Origin of the sequence: Mesorhizobium temperatum (assembly GCF_002284575.1) — a bacterium.
Taxonomy (GTDB): domain Bacteria; phylum Pseudomonadota; class Alphaproteobacteria; order Rhizobiales; family Rhizobiaceae; genus Mesorhizobium; species Mesorhizobium temperatum.
Map to the genome: position 1 here is coordinate 14,113 of NZ_NPKJ01000008.1, position 14,785 is coordinate 28,897.

Annotated in this window: 15 protein-coding genes; 3 read left to right on the forward strand and 12 right to left on the reverse strand. The window is 63.4% G+C overall.

The window, feature by feature from the left end; all coding sequences use genetic code 11:
* Positions 1-171 precede the first annotated feature (171 nt).
* The 12 genes from CIT26_RS02210 to CIT26_RS02265 form a co-directional block, all read right to left on the reverse strand.
* Positions 172-1,392, reverse strand: coding sequence for an MFS transporter (locus tag CIT26_RS02210; protein WP_095491050.1), 1,221 nt, complete (start codon positions 1,390-1,392; stop codon positions 172-174).
* Positions 1,389-1,889 (reverse strand): transcription antitermination factor NusB, encoded by a 501-nt coding sequence (nusB, locus tag CIT26_RS02215; RefSeq protein WP_023798402.1) that lies wholly within the window; start codon positions 1,887-1,889, stop codon positions 1,389-1,391. Before nusB ends, CIT26_RS02210 begins: the two co-directional genes overlap by 4 nt.
* The gene (gene ribH, locus CIT26_RS02220) at positions 1,886-2,380 is read right to left on the reverse strand and encodes a 6,7-dimethyl-8-ribityllumazine synthase (protein WP_095491051.1); all 495 of its coding nucleotides are present in this window, start codon (positions 2,378-2,380) and stop codon (positions 1,886-1,888) included. The genes nusB and ribH overlap by 4 nt, the downstream gene beginning before the upstream one ends.
* Before the next feature lie 248 nt (positions 2,381-2,628).
* Positions 2,629-3,246 carry a riboflavin synthase gene (locus CIT26_RS02225; RefSeq protein WP_095491052.1) on the reverse strand — a complete coding sequence of 206 codons (618 nt, stop codon included), beginning with the start codon at positions 3,244-3,246 and terminating at the stop codon, positions 2,629-2,631.
* Complete coding sequence (gene ribD / locus CIT26_RS02230; RefSeq protein ID WP_095491053.1) at positions 3,246-4,370, reverse strand: bifunctional diaminohydroxyphosphoribosylaminopyrimidine deaminase/5-amino-6-(5-phosphoribosylamino)uracil reductase RibD; 1,125 nt, start codon at positions 4,368-4,370, stop codon at positions 3,246-3,248. The genes CIT26_RS02225 and ribD overlap by 1 nt, the downstream gene beginning before the upstream one ends.
* 2 nt (positions 4,371-4,372) lie before the next feature.
* A complete protein-coding gene (gene nrdR / locus CIT26_RS02235) occupies positions 4,373-4,849 on the reverse strand; it encodes a transcriptional regulator NrdR (RefSeq protein ID WP_023798407.1) in 477 nt (158 codons plus the stop codon).
* 149 nt (positions 4,850-4,998) lie between these two features.
* Positions 4,999-5,589: a hypothetical protein gene (locus CIT26_RS02240; RefSeq protein ID WP_095491054.1), complete on the reverse strand. Its 591-nt coding sequence runs from the start codon at positions 5,587-5,589 to the stop codon at positions 4,999-5,001.
* A gap of 82 nt (positions 5,590-5,671) precedes the next feature.
* Positions 5,672-6,985 carry a serine hydroxymethyltransferase gene (gene glyA, locus CIT26_RS02245; RefSeq protein ID WP_095491055.1) on the reverse strand — a complete coding sequence of 438 codons (1,314 nt, stop codon included), beginning with the start codon at positions 6,983-6,985 and terminating at the stop codon, positions 5,672-5,674.
* Positions 6,986-7,288: 303 nt separating this feature from the next.
* Positions 7,289-8,542: a L,D-transpeptidase family protein gene (locus tag CIT26_RS02250; RefSeq protein ID WP_095491056.1), complete on the reverse strand. Its 1,254-nt coding sequence runs from the start codon at positions 8,540-8,542 to the stop codon at positions 7,289-7,291.
* 351 nt (positions 8,543-8,893) lie between these two features.
* Positions 8,894-9,409 carry a transcriptional regulator LdtR gene (gene ldtR / locus CIT26_RS02255; RefSeq protein WP_027154640.1) on the reverse strand — a complete coding sequence of 172 codons (516 nt, stop codon included), beginning with the start codon at positions 9,407-9,409 and terminating at the stop codon, positions 8,894-8,896.
* A gap of 254 nt (positions 9,410-9,663) precedes the next feature.
* Positions 9,664-10,086 carry a DUF6163 family protein gene (locus CIT26_RS02260; RefSeq protein ID WP_095491057.1) on the reverse strand — a complete coding sequence of 141 codons (423 nt, stop codon included), beginning with the start codon at positions 10,084-10,086 and terminating at the stop codon, positions 9,664-9,666.
* The gene (locus tag CIT26_RS02265; protein ID WP_095491058.1) at positions 10,083-11,126 is read right to left on the reverse strand and encodes an enoyl-CoA hydratase/isomerase family protein; all 1,044 of its coding nucleotides are present in this window, start codon (positions 11,124-11,126) and stop codon (positions 10,083-10,085) included. The genes CIT26_RS02260 and CIT26_RS02265 overlap by 4 nt, the downstream gene beginning before the upstream one ends.
* A 160-nt stretch (positions 11,127-11,286) precedes the next feature.
* Here CIT26_RS02265 and CIT26_RS02270 point away from each other — a divergent pair, with 160 nt between their 5' ends.
* From CIT26_RS02270 to CIT26_RS02280, 3 genes are all read left to right on the forward strand, one after another.
* Complete coding sequence (locus CIT26_RS02270; RefSeq protein ID WP_095491059.1) at positions 11,287-12,105, forward strand: DUF2066 domain-containing protein; 819 nt, start codon at positions 11,287-11,289, stop codon at positions 12,103-12,105.
* A 328-nt stretch (positions 12,106-12,433) separates the two neighbouring features.
* Positions 12,434-13,477 (forward strand): porphobilinogen synthase, encoded by a 1,044-nt coding sequence (gene hemB, locus CIT26_RS02275; RefSeq protein ID WP_095491060.1) that lies wholly within the window; start codon positions 12,434-12,436, stop codon positions 13,475-13,477.
* 407 nt (positions 13,478-13,884) lie between these two features.
* On the forward strand, positions 13,885-14,529 hold the full coding sequence (locus CIT26_RS02280; protein WP_095491061.1) for a dihydrofolate reductase family protein: 645 nt from the start codon (positions 13,885-13,887) through the stop codon (positions 14,527-14,529).
* Positions 14,530-14,785 lie beyond the last annotated feature (256 nt).

The following is a 14,785-nucleotide window of genomic DNA, read 5'->3' on the forward strand; positions in this document are numbered from 1 at the left end:
CGGGGCACACGGTTTCATAAGAAGGGGGATGGGGGCAATAATTTTGTTCGGATGCGGGTGAATCCGCGGCTGTCTGATCCCGACAGCGTCATGTCACTACAGCGCCGCGCGTCCGCTTGGACGCAGCACTTTGATTTTGCGCATGATCCTTTCCGAACCTTCGGTTCGGGGTCATCCGCTGGTCGGCCGCGCGCTCGTCATCTTCAGCACGCCCAGCGCCACGAAGCACAGCACCGTCACCGGGAAGATGATCCAGTTCAGCATCTCCCAGCCCCAGGCATTGTAGACGGCGCCCGACATCAGCGAAGCGAAGGCGACGGAGCCGAACAGGACGAAGTCGTGAAAACCCTGGACCTTGCCCTTTTCGGATGGCCGGTAGCTGTCGGCGACCATGGCCGTGGCGCCGATGAAGCCGAAATTCCAGCCAAGGCCGAGCAGGATCAGCGCCGTCCAGAACTGCCACAGTGCCAGGCCCGACAGCGCCACCACGGCGCAGCCGACGAGCAAGACAAGGCCGGTTGCGACGATCCGTTCGGCGCCGAAGCGATAGATCAGCGAGCCGGTGAAGAAGCTCGGCGCGAACATCGCCATGACATGCCATGAAATGCCGAGCGTGGCGTCGTCCGTCGACAGGCCGCAGCCGACCATGGCCAGCGGTGCGCCGGTCATGACGAAGCTCATCAGCGCATAGCTGCCGACGGCACAAAACAGCGCCGCCACGAAACGCGGCCTGGTGACGATCTCGGCGAGCGGCCGCGCGTCGCTGTCGGCGATTTCCGCTTTGCCCGTCGCCTTCGCCGGGATGCGCAGGAACGACAGGATGGCGGCGCCGACCGCCGCCAGCACCAGGATTGACGCAAACGAGCCGGCAAACATCACCGGCGCAAACAATTCGCGGGTGAAGATGACGATCTGCGGCCCGAGTATGGCGGTGACGATGCCGCCGGCCAGCACGAAGGAGATGGCGCGCGCCTTGAATTCAGACGGCGCGTTGTCGGCGGCGGCGAAACGGAATTGCTGGACGAAGGCACCGCCGATGCCGATCACCAGCAGGCCGAGGGCAAACAGCCAAAAGCTGGCCTGGAACAGCGCCAACGTGGCGACCAGACCGCCGAGCGCAGTGACGATCGTGCCGGTCATGAAGCCGTCACGCTGGCCGAGCCGGCGGATAATGGCTGCTGCCGGCAGGGCGCCGAGCGCCACGCCGACGTTGAAGCCGGTGATCGGCGCCGTCGCCAGCGACTTGTCGGACCCGAGCAGATAGTGCCCGGCCAACCCACCCACGGAAATGGCGATGGGTGCGGCCGAGCCGATGATCGCCTGCGAAGCGGCAAGGATGAGCGCCGTGCGGCGCGCTTCCCTGCCAGCCTCGGCGATAGCGACGGCCGTCATGAAGCGTCCTTGCCACGCCCTTCGCCGCGCACCCGGCGCGACACGCGATCGAGCACCGCGTTGACCAGCTTCGGCTCGTCTTCTTCGTAAAACGCCTTGGCGATATCGACATATTCCGAAACGATGACAGCCACCGGCACGTCCTCTCGCTTCATCAGTTCGTAGACGCCGGCGCGCAATATGGCGCGCAGCGTCGAATCGAGCCTGGACAACGGCCAGTCCTCGGTCAGCGCCTGGCGGATGATCGGATCAATGGTCTTCTGGTTCTCGACGACGCCGGCAAGGATGGCCCGAAACCATTGTGCGTCGGCCTCGCGATAGAGCGCACCGTCGACTTCCTTGCCGAGCCTGAACGCCTCGTATTCGGCGGTGATCTCGAAGACGCCGCTGCCGGCCACATCCATCTGGTAGAGCGCCTGCACGGCGGCCAGACGGGCAGCACCGCGCTTGTTGGCGTGGCGCACCGCGGGCTGGCCGGGTGATGCGGGTTCGCTCACGATCGCTCCCCCAACTGTTGCTTGAGGGCAATCATGGTCAGCGCCGCACGCGCGGCAAAGCCGCCCTTGTCGCCTTCCGAACGCCTGGCCCGCGTCCAGGCCTGCTCGTCATTTTCGGTGGTCAGGATGCCGTTGCCGATGCAGACCGCTTCCTGCACGGACAGGTCCATCAGGGCACGGCTGGATTCATTGGCGACGATGTCGAAATGATAGGTGTCGCCGCGCACGATGGTGCCGAGGGCGACAAAGCCGTCATAGCTCGGCCCGCCTTCGGCGGCGCCGTCGAGCGCGAAGGAAATCACCGCGGGAATTTCGAGCGAGCCCGGAACGGTGATGACGTCGTATGTCGCGCCCGCTTCCTCGAGCGCGCTTGTCGCGCCTTCGAGCAGCGCGTCGGCAAGATCGTCATGGAAGCGTGCCTCGATGACAAGAAGGTGGGCCTTCTTCTTCGGGCGAATGAACGCTTTGCCGTGTTGGGATGTGCCAGCCATAGATGTCTCCGGGATCGCCGGTGACTTAGGCCGAAGCCGGTTTGATCGCAAGCAGAAGATTGGTGGAGATGCGGGAGGTCTGCCGAAACTATTTTATTTCCGCCGCGGCGTCTGACGCGGATCACTGGCGTCAAGGCTCAACGCCCAAGCACGACATGGGTGGTCAATCACATTACCGGCGTCAACATCGGCCAAAGCTTCGCGCGTTAGTTGCTCTTCCTGTTTGGAAGTCCTTCTGCCCTTAATCATCAAAGTCCCTCTTTCGCCGCCTCGGCCAAGCGCGCCGCGTAGCGGGCCATGGTATCGATCTCCAGATTGACCCTGTCGCCGACCTGGCGTTCGCCCCAGGTGGTCACGGTCAGCGAGTGATGGATCAGCAGCACGTCGAAGCGGGTACCTTCGACCTTGTTGACGGTGAGCGAGGTGCCGTCGAGCGCGACGGAGCCCTTGGGCGCGATGAATTTGGCCAGGTCGCGCGGCGCTTCCAGCGTGAAGCGCACCGCGTCACCCTCCTCCTTGCGCGCCACGATCTCGGCCGTGCCGTCGACATGGCCTGAAACGATGTGGCCACCGAGTTCGTCGCCGATCTTCAGCGCCCGCTCCAGATTGATCCTGGTGCCGGATTTCCAGCCCATCGCCGTCGTCAGCCTGAGCGCCTCCTCCCAGGCCTCGACCTCGAACCAGCGCGCATTGGCGCCGCTTTCCGGCAGCGCCGTCACCGTCAGGCAGACGCCGCCGCAGGAAATCGAAGCACCAATGGTGATCGTCTGCGGGTCATAGGCGGTGTCGATGCGCAAGCCGAGCCCCTCTCTCAGCGGCTTCACGGCAGCGACGGTGCCGACATCGGTGACAATCCCGGTAAACATCAGATGTCCCTTATCCATTCCGCGTAGCTGTCTTCGCCGAAACGCATGTCGCGCAATTTGCGAAATCCTGCCGGGATATGGTTGGTGTCGATGGGCGATACAATGCCGCGCTTGCCGATCGGCTCCTGCCCCTGGAACAGCACGATGCGGTCGACCAGCCCTTCGGCGAGGAAGGCCTTGGCCACCTTGGCGCCGCCCTCGACCAGCACGCTCGCCATGCCGAGCGCCGCCAGATCCTCGAGCAGTTCCGGCAGCGCAATATCGCCTTCATACGTCTCGGTGCCGATGAAGCGCACGCCGGCGCGTTCGAGTGCGGCGCGCCGGTGCGGATCGGCTTCGGCGCAGGCGGCGACATAGAGCGGAACCCGGTCGACGCCTGACACCAGCTTCGACGTTTCCGGCAGCCTGATCTGGCGGTCGAGCACGATGCGCGTCGGCGAACGGTTTTCCAGCCCCGGCAACCGCACCGTCAGCGCCGGATCGTCCTCCAGCGCCGTGCCGATGCCTATCAGTACGCCGTCGGCTTCGGCCCGCATCAGATAGACTTCGCGCCGGGCGATGTCGCCGGTGATCGAGACTTGCCCCTCGCCTTCCATCCCGATCTTGCCGTCGCTGGAAAGCGCAAGTTTCAGAATCACTTCCGGACGTTTTTTGAGAGATCGAATGAGATAGCCGGCCATCTGCTCGGCGGCTTCTGCCACCAGCACCTTTTCGACCACTTCGACACCGGCGGCACGCAGGATCGCATAGCCGTTGCCGGATACGCGTGGATCGGGGTCGCTCGCAGCGCCAACCACCCGCGTGACGCCGGCATTGATCAGTGCATTGGCGCAAGGCGGCGTGCGGCCATGGTGGGCGCAGGGCTCCAGTGTGACATAGGCGGTGGCGCCGCGTGCGAGCTCGCCGGCCTCGGCCAGTGCTTCCGTTTCGGCATGCGGCCGGCCGCCGACAGCGGTGACGCCTGTGCCGACGATCATCGGTCCGGTGCCGTCATCGCGCACGATCAGCGTGCCGACGGACGGATTGGTCGAGGTCCGTCCGGCATTTTTCCGCGACAGCCTGAGTGCTGCCGCCATGAAGCGGCGATCAAGAACTTCTTGTTCGGCTTGGCTGCGCCTTGCCATGCTCAGCCGGCGTCCTCTTCCTTGAGCTCGTCACCCTTCAGTTCGCCCAGCACGTCGTGGAAATCCTTGGCCTCGCGGAAATTGCGATAGACCGAGGCGAAGCGGACATAAGCGACGTCGTCAAGCGATTTCAGCGCCTCCATCACCAGGCGGCCGACCTCGCCCGAGGCGACTTCGGTCTCGCCCGAGCTTTCGAGCTGGCGCACGATGCCGGTCACCGCGCGGTCGATACGCTCGGGATCGACATTGCGCTTGCGCACCGCGATCTCGACTGAGCGCAGCAGCTTGTCACGGTCGAACGGCACCTTGCGCCCGGACTTCTTCACCACCACGAGGTCGCGCAACTGCACACGTTCGAAGGTGGTGAAGCGGCCGCCGCAATCGGGGCAGACGCGCCGCCTGCGGATCGCCGCGCCATCTTCGGCGGGGCGCGAATCCTTCACCTGCGTATCTTCGGACTGGCAGTAGGGACAGCGCATGGACAGCCTTGTGTTCGCGATTCTCGTGGAGCGAAAGGCTTAGAGGTTTTTGCCGGGATGGCAAAGCACCGGGGTGGTCTCTCGCGCCTCAGAGATAGCGAGGCGCGAGAAAAATTGCCAGCATCATACGAGACGGCAACACCGGCCGATTACGGAGCGACGTCACCGGTCGGGAACCCACATGACACGCCGAGGCTGCGATAGGCCTTGGTGAAGCCGTCCATCGATATGGTCGCGACCGGAATGTCGGCGAAGATCACCTCGAGTGCGCTGGCGCGGCGCATGGCACGCAGCAGCGCCAGGCTGATCTCGGGCTTGTTGTTCAACATCCATTTTCCGCCGGCACCGGCCATGGCATTGACCGTCGCCTTGACCTTGCCATTGCTGTCGCCGAATACCGCCGGAATGTTCTCGCCAGTCGGCAAGTCCTTGTTCTTCATGGCGATGACAAGGGTCGGATAGCCATTGGGCGGCAGTGCATCGCCGTTCGAGATGGCGAGCGTGAGAGTGCCGCTGGTACCGCTCGCGTCGAGAAAGGCGGTCGAGGCGACGCAGGTCTTGCGCAGATCCTCACCGGTATCGATCTCGTCCACAGTGGTGGACCACATGCCGAAGGTTTCCGTCTTCGGTGCGGCTGGGGTGGACGCGGACTGTGCCAAGGCGGCGGACAGCGGCAAGGTGGTCAGTGTGGCCAACGCGCCAAGCGCGGCAAAGCCAGCGACACGAAAAATCTGCATCATCGTCAAGGCTCCTGTCCGGACTCCGTCCCCACTGAAACAGTGCTTCTCATACCGCCGATAAGGGATGACACGTTGCGTGAGCTCAACCGAGATAGGGATAGAGCGGAAAACGATCCGTCAACGCCGCCACCTTCGCCTTCACCGCTGCCTCGACGGCTGCATTGCCCTCGTCGGAATTCGCGGCGTTGAGCCCGTCCAGCACCTCGGCGATCAGCTTGCCGATCTCGCGGAACTCGGCCTGGCCGAAACCGCGCGTGGTGCCGGCTGGCGTGCCGAGGCGCACGCCCGAAGTGACGAACGGCTTTTCGGGATCGAAAGGAATGCCGTTCTTGTTGCAGGTGATGTTCGCGCGGCCAAGCGCTGCCTCGGCGCGCTTGCCGGTGGCGTTCTTCGGGCGTAGGTCGACCAGCATCAGATGGTTGTCGGTGCCCCCGGAGACGATGTCGAGACCGGTTTCCTGCAGGCTGGAGGCCAGCGCCTTGGCATTGGCGGCAACGCTCTCGGCATAGACCTTGAAGCTCGGCTTCAGCGCTTCGCCGAAGGCCACCGCCTTGGCGGCGATGACATGCATCAGCGGTCCGCCCTGCAGGCCCGGAAACACTGCCGAGTTCATCTTCTTGGCGATGTCCTCGTCGTTGCACAGGATCATGCCGCCACGCGGGCCGCGCAGCGACTTGTGCGTGGTGGTGGTAACCACATGGGCATATGGCAGCGGCGACGGATGCACGCCACCGGCGACCAGGCCGGCGATATGGGCCATGTCGACCATCAGATAGGCGCCGATCGAGTCGGCGATCTCGCGAAAACGCTTCCAGTCCCAGACGCGTGAATAGGCGGTGCCGCCGGCCAGGATCAGCTTCGGCTTGGTCTCGTGGGCGGTCTTCTCGATCGCATCCATGTCGAGCAGGTGATCGTCCCTGCGCACGCCGTAGGAAACGACTTTGAACCATTTGCCGCTCATGTTGACCGGCGAGCCATGGGTCAAATGCCCGCCCGAGTTCAGGTCGAGCCCCATGAAGGTGTCGCCGGGCTGCAGCAGCGCCAGGAACACCGCCTGGTTCATCTGGCTGCCGGAATTCGGCTGAACGTTGGCGAAGTTACAGCCGAACAGCTTTTTCGCACGCTCGATGGCCAGGTCCTCGGCCACGTCGACGAACTGGCAGCCGCCATAGTAGCGCTTGCCCGGATAGCCCTCGGCGTATTTGTTGGTCATGATCGAGCCCTGCGCTTCCAGCACGGCGCGGGAGACGATGTTTTCCGATGCGATAAGCTCGATCTCGTGGCGCTGGCGGCCGAGTTCGTTACGGATCGCGCCGAAAATCTCCGGATCCGCATCGGCAAGCGTGGTTTCGAAGAAGGATTCGAATTTGTTCGACACTGCCGCTGCTGTTGCCATGCTTGAGATCCTTGTCGTCCGGGGGGTCTGCCGCGCCATTAACACAGTTGCTTTCGCCCCGCCACGTTTGCAGCGCGAAATTTGCTGGCCGGAATGCGGCAGCGGGGCGAAATAGCCATCTACGGCTTCTGTGAGCTACGGCCGCACGCTCCGGGTGATATCGGGCTTCGGGTAAGTTGGCCTCCAAGTCATCGGCCGGATACCACCCCGGCCAAACCGTGCTTACGTCACCACGCGCCATGCCTGGCGCACATCAAAAAAGGCCGCCCTCAGCGGCGGCCTTTCAGCAATAAGATCAGTGGCTTAGAGCGCGGAGGTGATCTGCAGCTCGTTGGCTCCGTCGAGCCCGTAGATGTCGTCGCGGAACTGCACGACGCCAGGCCCCGTTGACCAGGCCGAGATGTAGAGGAAAAAGACCGGCACCGGATTGGTGACCTGCACCGGGATGTTCTCGCCGCTCTTAATCGCCGCCTCGAAATGCTGGCGGCTCCAGCCCGGCGTGTCGCGCAGGATCCAGGTGACGAGGTCGCGTACGTTCTGGACGCGCACGCAGCCCGAGGAATCGAAGCGCATCATCTTGCCGAACAGGCTTTGCTGCGGCGTGTCGTGCATGTAGACGCCGTCCGGGCTCGGGAAATTGATCTTGACCGAAGCCATCGCATTGCCGGCGCCCGGATCCTGGCGGAAGCGGTATTTCTCCGCGTCGTCAGTCGACCAGTCGACGGTCAGCGGATCGACCTCGCTGCCGTCCGGTGCAAACAGACGGATGTTGCTGTCCTTGAGATAGTTGGGGTCCTTCCGCATCAGCGGAATGATGTCCTTGCGCACAATCGAAACCGGCGCGTTCCAGTAGGGATTGACTATGATCTCGTTGATCTTGGAATCGACGATCGGCGTCTGGCGGTCGATCTTGCCGACAACGGCGGTGTGGCGCAGCACGACGCGGTCGTTCTCGACCGCTTCGATCTGGGCGCCCGGGATGTCGACCAATACATAACGGTTGCCCAGCGTGCCGGCGCGCTCGTGCAGCCGCTGCAGATTGGTCTGTAGCTGACCAAGCCGGACCTGCGCCGAAACATTCATCGCCGCATACGAATATTGGCCCAGTGTCCCGTCGGAAGGCAGGCCATGGCGCGCCTGGAAGCGTTTGACTGCCGCATCGACATAGGAATCGAAGGCCTCTGAAAGGCCGGCGCTCTCCGCCAGGTCGCCCGAAATCATCAAGCGCCTGCGCAATGGCACCACGTCGGGATCGATGACGCCGAGCTGCAATTTCTTGGTATCCGGAACCGGCTCCCAGCCGCCCTGCGCGACAATATTCTGATACTGCGCGATCGCCTGCTCGGTGAACGCAACGGTCTGCAGGCTGACGATCGGCAGCGTCGAGGCCACCTTGCCGCCCTGGCTGGCGCGGGCGTCGAACTGGTCGTCCCAGTTGCCGCGGCCCGAGGATTTCAGGATATCCGCGATCACGTCCTGCGCTCTGGCGCCACCGGCAATCATCGTCGCGGCCAACGCGGAGGCTCCGGAAAGGAAGAAACGGCGACTGGTTCTCATGTACGCTCCAGATATTCCTGTAACAATTTTTTCACCGGGCGATCCCGCCCGCACTCTAGGGTTGGCGTCCTTAACAATTAGCCAACCATGGCCCCCATTGCTGCTGTGTGAGAACGCGCCGGGCGCAACGCGCGTTCAGAGGAGACGGTTGGCAGGGAGACGGTTGGCTCTCGCCGCAACATCACCCGCATTCTCGCTTTCACCGGGAATATGGCGGCAACGTGACCCTGACCGCGATTTGGATCGGCTGGCGTGACGAAACGGAAAGACCGGTGCTTTTCGGCACCGGTCTTGAGGTCGCTCCCGACCGCGCTTCTTCGGCGCGGTTCCCCTACATGCTGCGGATTTGCGTTACATCCGGTAAGCGATGGTGTCGTTCCAGAAGCGGTCGAGGCGCTGCAGGGCGCGGTTCATCTGCTTGAATTCTTCCGTGTTGATGCCGCCGACCTGCTCAATCGAGCCGACATGGCGCTCGTAGAGGCCGGCGACGACTTCCGCCACCTCACTGCCCTTCGGCGTCAGCGAGACCCGCACCGAACGGCGGTCGATGCGCGAGCGCTGGTGGTTGATGAAGCCGAGATCGACCAGCTTCTTCAGATTGTAGGAGACGTTCGAGCCGAGATAGTAGCCGCGCGAGCGCAGTTCGCCGGCCGTCAGCTCCGAATTGCCGATGTTGAAGAGCAGCAGCGCCTGGATGGCGTTGATGTCGGAACGGCCGTTGCGGTCGAATTCGTCCTTGATCACGTCAAGCAGACGGCGGTGCAGCCGTTCCACCAGCTGCAGCGATTCCATGTACAGCGAACGGATCGCCTCGCGGCGGTCATCGGATACGTTGGCGGTCTTCGCCGCCGGACGGGAATTGATCATTGTCTTTGCCTCTCGTTTGTCGCCTGGTGATTTTTTGTTTTTCACCTTGATCGCGACACTATCGAATACTCATAAAATTCGACTTAAACGCTAGGGCTAACAAGAGCTTACCGGTAATAGGTCTCGAAAGAGGCTTAACGAAGGGTCACCCGAACAAGGATGATTAACCTAAAGATTTAGCCAATGATTCCGGGCGGAAATTTGCCCGTCCAACCGGACGCGCGGCTATTCTTGTTGAGCATCGCTCCGATGCTCTATTGCCGCGTCTGGCGCTTCTGCATCCAGATCACCACGCGAAAGACGATGTAGAGCAGCGCCACCGCCGCATGCGAGGCTAGGATCAGCGGCCGGTGGCCGAAGAGCTCGGGAAAGCCGGCATACATGACGGTCTCGGTCGCTGCGCAGATGAACCAGATCACCGGCCCCCAGGAGGCCAGCATCCACAGACCGGCGGCGGCGAAGGGAAAGAAGACGGCGAGCATCACCGACGCCACCTGCCAATGCACCGGCATCAGGTCGAAGCGCCACAACGGGCCGGGGTAGAAGCCAATCAGCCGGATCCAGTACAAAATTCCGAACAGCAGGCAGTAGCCTGATACGACGCGCTGGAACCAGGCGAAGATGACCTCGATCATCGAGGGCTGGAGCACGACGCGTCTCGACGTGACCTCGCTCACAGTTCGAGTTCCCGTTCGCCGAGCGGAGCGAAATAGGCATCGACGTCGGCAGCGCCTACGTCGTCGATGCCTGCCGGCCGCCATTGCGGCGTCGAGCCCTTGTCTATGATGGCGGCGCGGATGCCTTCGTAGAAATCGTGGCCGGCAAGCATGCGGTTGAGGATGCGGAACTCCACCCGCATGCATTCGTCCATCGACAGCGTCGATCCGGCGCTGATCTCGCGCCAGGCGATATGCAGGCTGGTCGGCGAGCGGGTGCGGATCGTCGCCAGCGTCTTGGCCGCGAACGCATCGGAGGGTGCGGCGCGCTCCAGGCTACCGATGATGTCACCCAGCGTCGGTTGCGCGAAATGGCGGGCGATCGCTTCCAGCGTCGGACTGTCCGTCTCGCGCCGGGCCGGAATGGACAAACCGCGCAGCGCCGATTCCGGGTCGCCGGTCGCCACCAGCCGGTCGAGAAAACCGGTCTGGTCCTGCGCCTTGATCGTGTGCGTCGCCAGGCCCGACCACAAAGCGTCCCCGTAGCGGATGCGGTTGCCGGTCAGGGCCAGATACATGCCGAAGCTGCCGCCAAGGTTCGGCAGGAGATGGCTGGCGCCGACATCCGGGAAAAAGCCGATGCCGACTTCCGGCATGGCGAACTGGGCGTTCTCGGTCAGCAGCCGATGCGAGCCGTGGAACGAGATGCCGACGCCGCCGCCCATGACGATGCCGTCGATCAGCGCGACATAGGGTTTTTCGACCCGCGCGATGCGGGCGTTCAGCCGGTATTCGTCGGCGAAGAAATCGACCGGCGGCTTTCCGGCCCGGCCGGCCTCATAAATGTGGAGGATATCGCCGCCGGCCGAAAACGCCCTGCCCTCGGCCTTGACGACGACAACATCGACGCTGTCGTCGCGCTCCCAGGCGCGCAACGCCTTATCGAGCGCGTTGACCATGCGATGGGTGACGGCATTGAGCGCCTGCGGCCGCGTCAGCGTGACGACGCCGGCCCTGCCCGATCGTTCGAAGCGGATCTCGTTGCCGCCGCCAAAATCCATCGCCTAAGAATCCCTCCCCGCGCCGCCGGGACTGAAGTGCTAAAGCGTGGCGCATGGCTGCGTCAATGGCGGGGCGCAATCCTGCCGCCTTGGCCACCGCCGGCAGCCGATGCTAGAACGGACCATCTTGATGACGGGCTTTCAAACCGGACTTTGAGCCATGCTTGGATTTTCGCGTCTTGCCCTGGTGGCGATCGGCCTGATGGTATGCGCGGCCGCTCGTCCCGCATTGGCCGGGGACGACCTCTATCGCGCGAAGACCATCGTCACCGGCCAGGGCGAAGAAAACCGCCGGATCGGCTTCAAGGCCTGTCTGGATGCGGTTCTGGTCAGGGTCTCCGGCGATCAGCGGCTGCCGAAAAAGCCTGAAATGGCGGCGCTGCGCGACAAGGCTGGCAGCTTCGTTGCCGAATTCCGCTATCGCGACCGGATGGAAGGCATTCCGATCCACGACGAGCAAGGCACGCATGACCGGCCGCACGAACTTACCTGCCTCTACAGGCCTGGTGTGATCGACCCGGTACTGGCCTCGCTGGGCAGCAAGCCGTGGCTTGCCAAGCGGCCGCGGCTGGCGATCTTTCTCGCAACGGAGCGAGGCGCCAGACATTTCGCGCTGGCCGCCGACGATGAGCGCGGCGCACCGATGCGCGAATCGTTCGTGAATGCTGCCGACCCGCTGGCGATGCGGATCGCATTTCCCAAAGCGTCGCTGCTCTCCGAATCCGGGCTAGACGACAAGGCGCTGCACGAGACGGATATGGCGGCTCTGGACAAGGCCGCCAAACAGGTCGGCGCCGACCAGGCGCTTGCCGGCAGGATCGTCTGGAGCGACAAGGAATTGGGCTGGATCGCCGACTGGCGGCTGGCCACAGGCGGCAGGACCTACAGCTGGCAGGTGCGCGGCGTCAGCTTCGACGAGGCGTTCCGCGTCGCCATGCAGGGAGCGGCACAGATCCTGTCCGGCAACGGTCAGCCTTGAAACGCACTCCCCTTGTGGCTCCCACAGAGAGGAGGCAACGAGGTGTGGCACGACCCTTACAAGTCCTGGGTTCCTCGCCCCGGCGAAGCGGGGGAGAGGTGGCCGCCCACGGTCCTGCCATTGGCAACCCCGAGGACAGGCTACGCGGTCGGAGAGAGGGCCTTTTCGCAGGGCGCAGTTCCCCCTCTCCGTTTCGGCTTCGCCGAGCCACCTCTCCCCCCACTCTCGTGGGGGCGAGGAACCCAAGCTGAAAAGCCTGGCACAATCGTGTCGCATTGGTCAGCGGCGGAGGCTCGTGGTAAAAGCCACCCGATCCGGAGTTTTGGCGATGAACAAATTTACCCCAGCAAAACCTGCCGGCGCGCGCAGCGTCGACGAGATCACCGGCAGCCGCCGTTTGCGCCGCATGCGCAAGGCCGACTGGTCGCGCCGCCTCGTCCAGGAGAACCGGCTCTCCGTCGACGACCTGATCTGGCCGATCTTCGTCGTCGACGGGAAAAACATCCGCGAGCCGATCGCCGCCATGCCCGGCGTCTTCCGCCTGTCGCTCGACCTTGCCGTCAAGGAAGCCGAACGCGCGGCAAAGCTCGGCATTCCGGCGATCGCCACCTTCCCCAATGTCGAGCTCGGCCTGCGCGACCAGACCGGTTCGCACATCCTCGATCCGGAGAACGTCATCAACCGCGCTACGCGCGCCATCAAGCACGCGGTGCCCGAGATCGGCATCATCACCGATGCAGCGCTTGATCCCTTCACCTCGCACGGCCACGACGGCATCTTGCGCGACGGCATCATCGTCAACGATCGGACCGTGGAGCAGGTCGCGGCGGCCGCCGTCATCCAGGCTTCGGCCGGCGCCGATATCATTGCCCCGTCCGACATGATGGACGGCCGCATCGGCGCCATCCGCGATGCACTCGATGCCAATGGTTTCCAGGATGTGGCGATCATGTCCTACGCGACGAAATTCGCGTCCGCCTTCTATGGACCTTATCGCGAGGCGGTCGGCACCGCCGGGCTGCTCAAGGGCGACAAGAAGACCTATTATCTCGACCACGCCAATTCCGACGAGGCGCTGCGCGAGGCCGAGCAGGACCTCGCCGAGGGCGCCGACATGCTGATGGTCAAGCCCGGCCTGCCCTATCTCGACATCATCCGCAGGCTGAAGGACGAATTCCGGATGCCGACCTTCGCCTATCAGGTGTCGGGCGAATATTCGATGATCAAGGCGGCCGACGCCAATGGCTGGATCGACGGCGACAAGGCGATGCTGGAATCGCTGCTAGCCTTCAAGCGCGCCGGCTGCGACGGCATCCTTACCTATTTCGCGCCCGAGGTGGCGGCGATGCTGAAGGGTAAGGCGCATCCGTAGCGCCCACATCGGGTAACGTTCCTTCGTCCAAAGCGCGATATGGCCGTCGCAGAGCACTCGCTTCAGGTTTGCGCTGCCCCTCATTGCCCTGCCGGGCATTTCTCCCCGTATAGTGACGGGGAGAAAAGGCGCGTTCGCAAGATTTCGCCAATCTCCAGCGTTGCAAAATAGCGCCGAGGTTGCGGCCAGCCCCCTTCGCCCCGTCACTATACGGGGAGAAGGTGCCGGCAGGCGGATGAGGGGCGGCGCCGACATTGAGAGTTGGTCATTTCAACATGAGTCGGAACTTCTTTTACTGAGCCCCGGCGGCTGCCGGCCACTCGCCGCTCTTAAAATACCGCTTGCAAAATGCAATCGGCCTAGCTAATAACAACCGCTTGCATTTCACAACTGGTTTAGAGGTACTCATGTCCAAACTTCGCGTCAACGCTTTCACCCTGTCAATCGACGGCTATGGCGCCGGTCCCGACCAGGACCTGAAAGAGCCGCTGGGCATCGGCGGGGAAGCCCTGCACAAATGGATGCTCGGCACCCGAACCTTCCGCAACATGTCTGGCGAAGATGGCGGGACCACGGATACCGACGACGCGTTTGTGACGCGCAGCTTCGAAAACATCGGCGCGTGGATCATGGGCCGAAACATGTTCGGGCCGATCCGCGGACCTTGGCCCGATGACACCTGGAAAGGCTGGTGGGGAGACAATCCGCCCTACCATGTGCCGGTCTTCGTGCTCACCCACCACCCGCGGGACCCTATTGTCATGGAGGGCGGCACGACCTTCTATTTCGTGACCGACGGCATCCACTCAGCGCTGGAAAAGGCGAAAGCAGCGGCTGACGGCAAGGATGTGCGGCTCGGCGGCGGGGTCGCCACGATCCGGCAATATCTCCAGGAAAAGCTCATCGACGACATGCATCTGGCGATATCGCCGATGCTGCTCGGCTCGGGTGAGAATCTTTTTGCCGGCATCGACATGCCCCGGCTCGGCTACCGCTGCAGCGAGCAGATCGCGACGCCGAATGCTATGCATGTCATCATTAAGCGCGCTTGAGCTTGGTTAGGTTCCCACTTCCCCTTGTGGGAGAAGGTGGCCGAGCGAAGCTCGGTCGGATGAGGGGTGTTCCAGCTTGGCGGACAGCCTCGTCCAAATCGGGCGCACAGCGACAGGATCGCCAGCGCCTCATTTCTTCCAGCACCCCTCATCCGGCTCGGCGCTGCGCGCCGATCCACCTTCTCCCACAAGGAGGGCTTTGCACGGGGAGCGAAGTCGCGTTTGGTGGGTTAATGGGGCCTTTTTGAAGGCCTGC

Bases quoted from the DNA above. Each gene is read 5' to 3' on its own strand.
- CIT26_RS02210 (WP_095491050.1), bottom strand. From the start codon at position 1,392: ATGACGGCCGTCGCTATCGCCGAGGCTGGCAGGGAAGCGCGCCGCACG.
- ribH (WP_095491051.1), bottom strand. From the start codon at position 2,380: ATGGCTGGCACATCCCAACACGGCAAAGCGTTCATTCGCCCGAAGAAG.
- CIT26_RS02225 (WP_095491052.1), bottom strand. From the start codon at position 3,246: ATGTTTACCGGGATTGTCACCGATGTCGGCACCGTCGCTGCCGTGAAG.
- ribD (WP_095491053.1), bottom strand. From the start codon at position 4,370: ATGGCAAGGCGCAGCCAAGCCGAACAAGAAGTTCTTGATCGCCGCTTC.
- nrdR (WP_023798407.1), bottom strand. From the start codon at position 4,849: ATGCGCTGTCCCTACTGCCAGTCCGAAGATACGCAGGTGAAGGATTCG.
- CIT26_RS02240 (WP_095491054.1), bottom strand. From the start codon at position 5,589: ATGATGCAGATTTTTCGTGTCGCTGGCTTTGCCGCGCTTGGCGCGTTG.
- glyA (WP_095491055.1), bottom strand. From the start codon at position 6,985: ATGGCAACAGCAGCGGCAGTGTCGAACAAATTCGAATCCTTCTTCGAA.
- CIT26_RS02250 (WP_095491056.1), bottom strand. From the start codon at position 8,542: ATGAGAACCAGTCGCCGTTTCTTCCTTTCCGGAGCCTCCGCGTTGGCC.
- ldtR (WP_027154640.1), bottom strand. From the start codon at position 9,409: ATGATCAATTCCCGTCCGGCGGCGAAGACCGCCAACGTATCCGATGAC.
- CIT26_RS02265 (WP_095491058.1), bottom strand. From the start codon at position 11,126: ATGGATTTTGGCGGCGGCAACGAGATCCGCTTCGAACGATCGGGCAGG.
- CIT26_RS02270 (WP_095491059.1), top strand. From the start codon at position 11,287: ATGCTTGGATTTTCGCGTCTTGCCCTGGTGGCGATCGGCCTGATGGTA.
- hemB (WP_095491060.1), top strand. From the start codon at position 12,434: ATGAACAAATTTACCCCAGCAAAACCTGCCGGCGCGCGCAGCGTCGAC.
- CIT26_RS02280 (WP_095491061.1), top strand. From the start codon at position 13,885: ATGTCCAAACTTCGCGTCAACGCTTTCACCCTGTCAATCGACGGCTAT.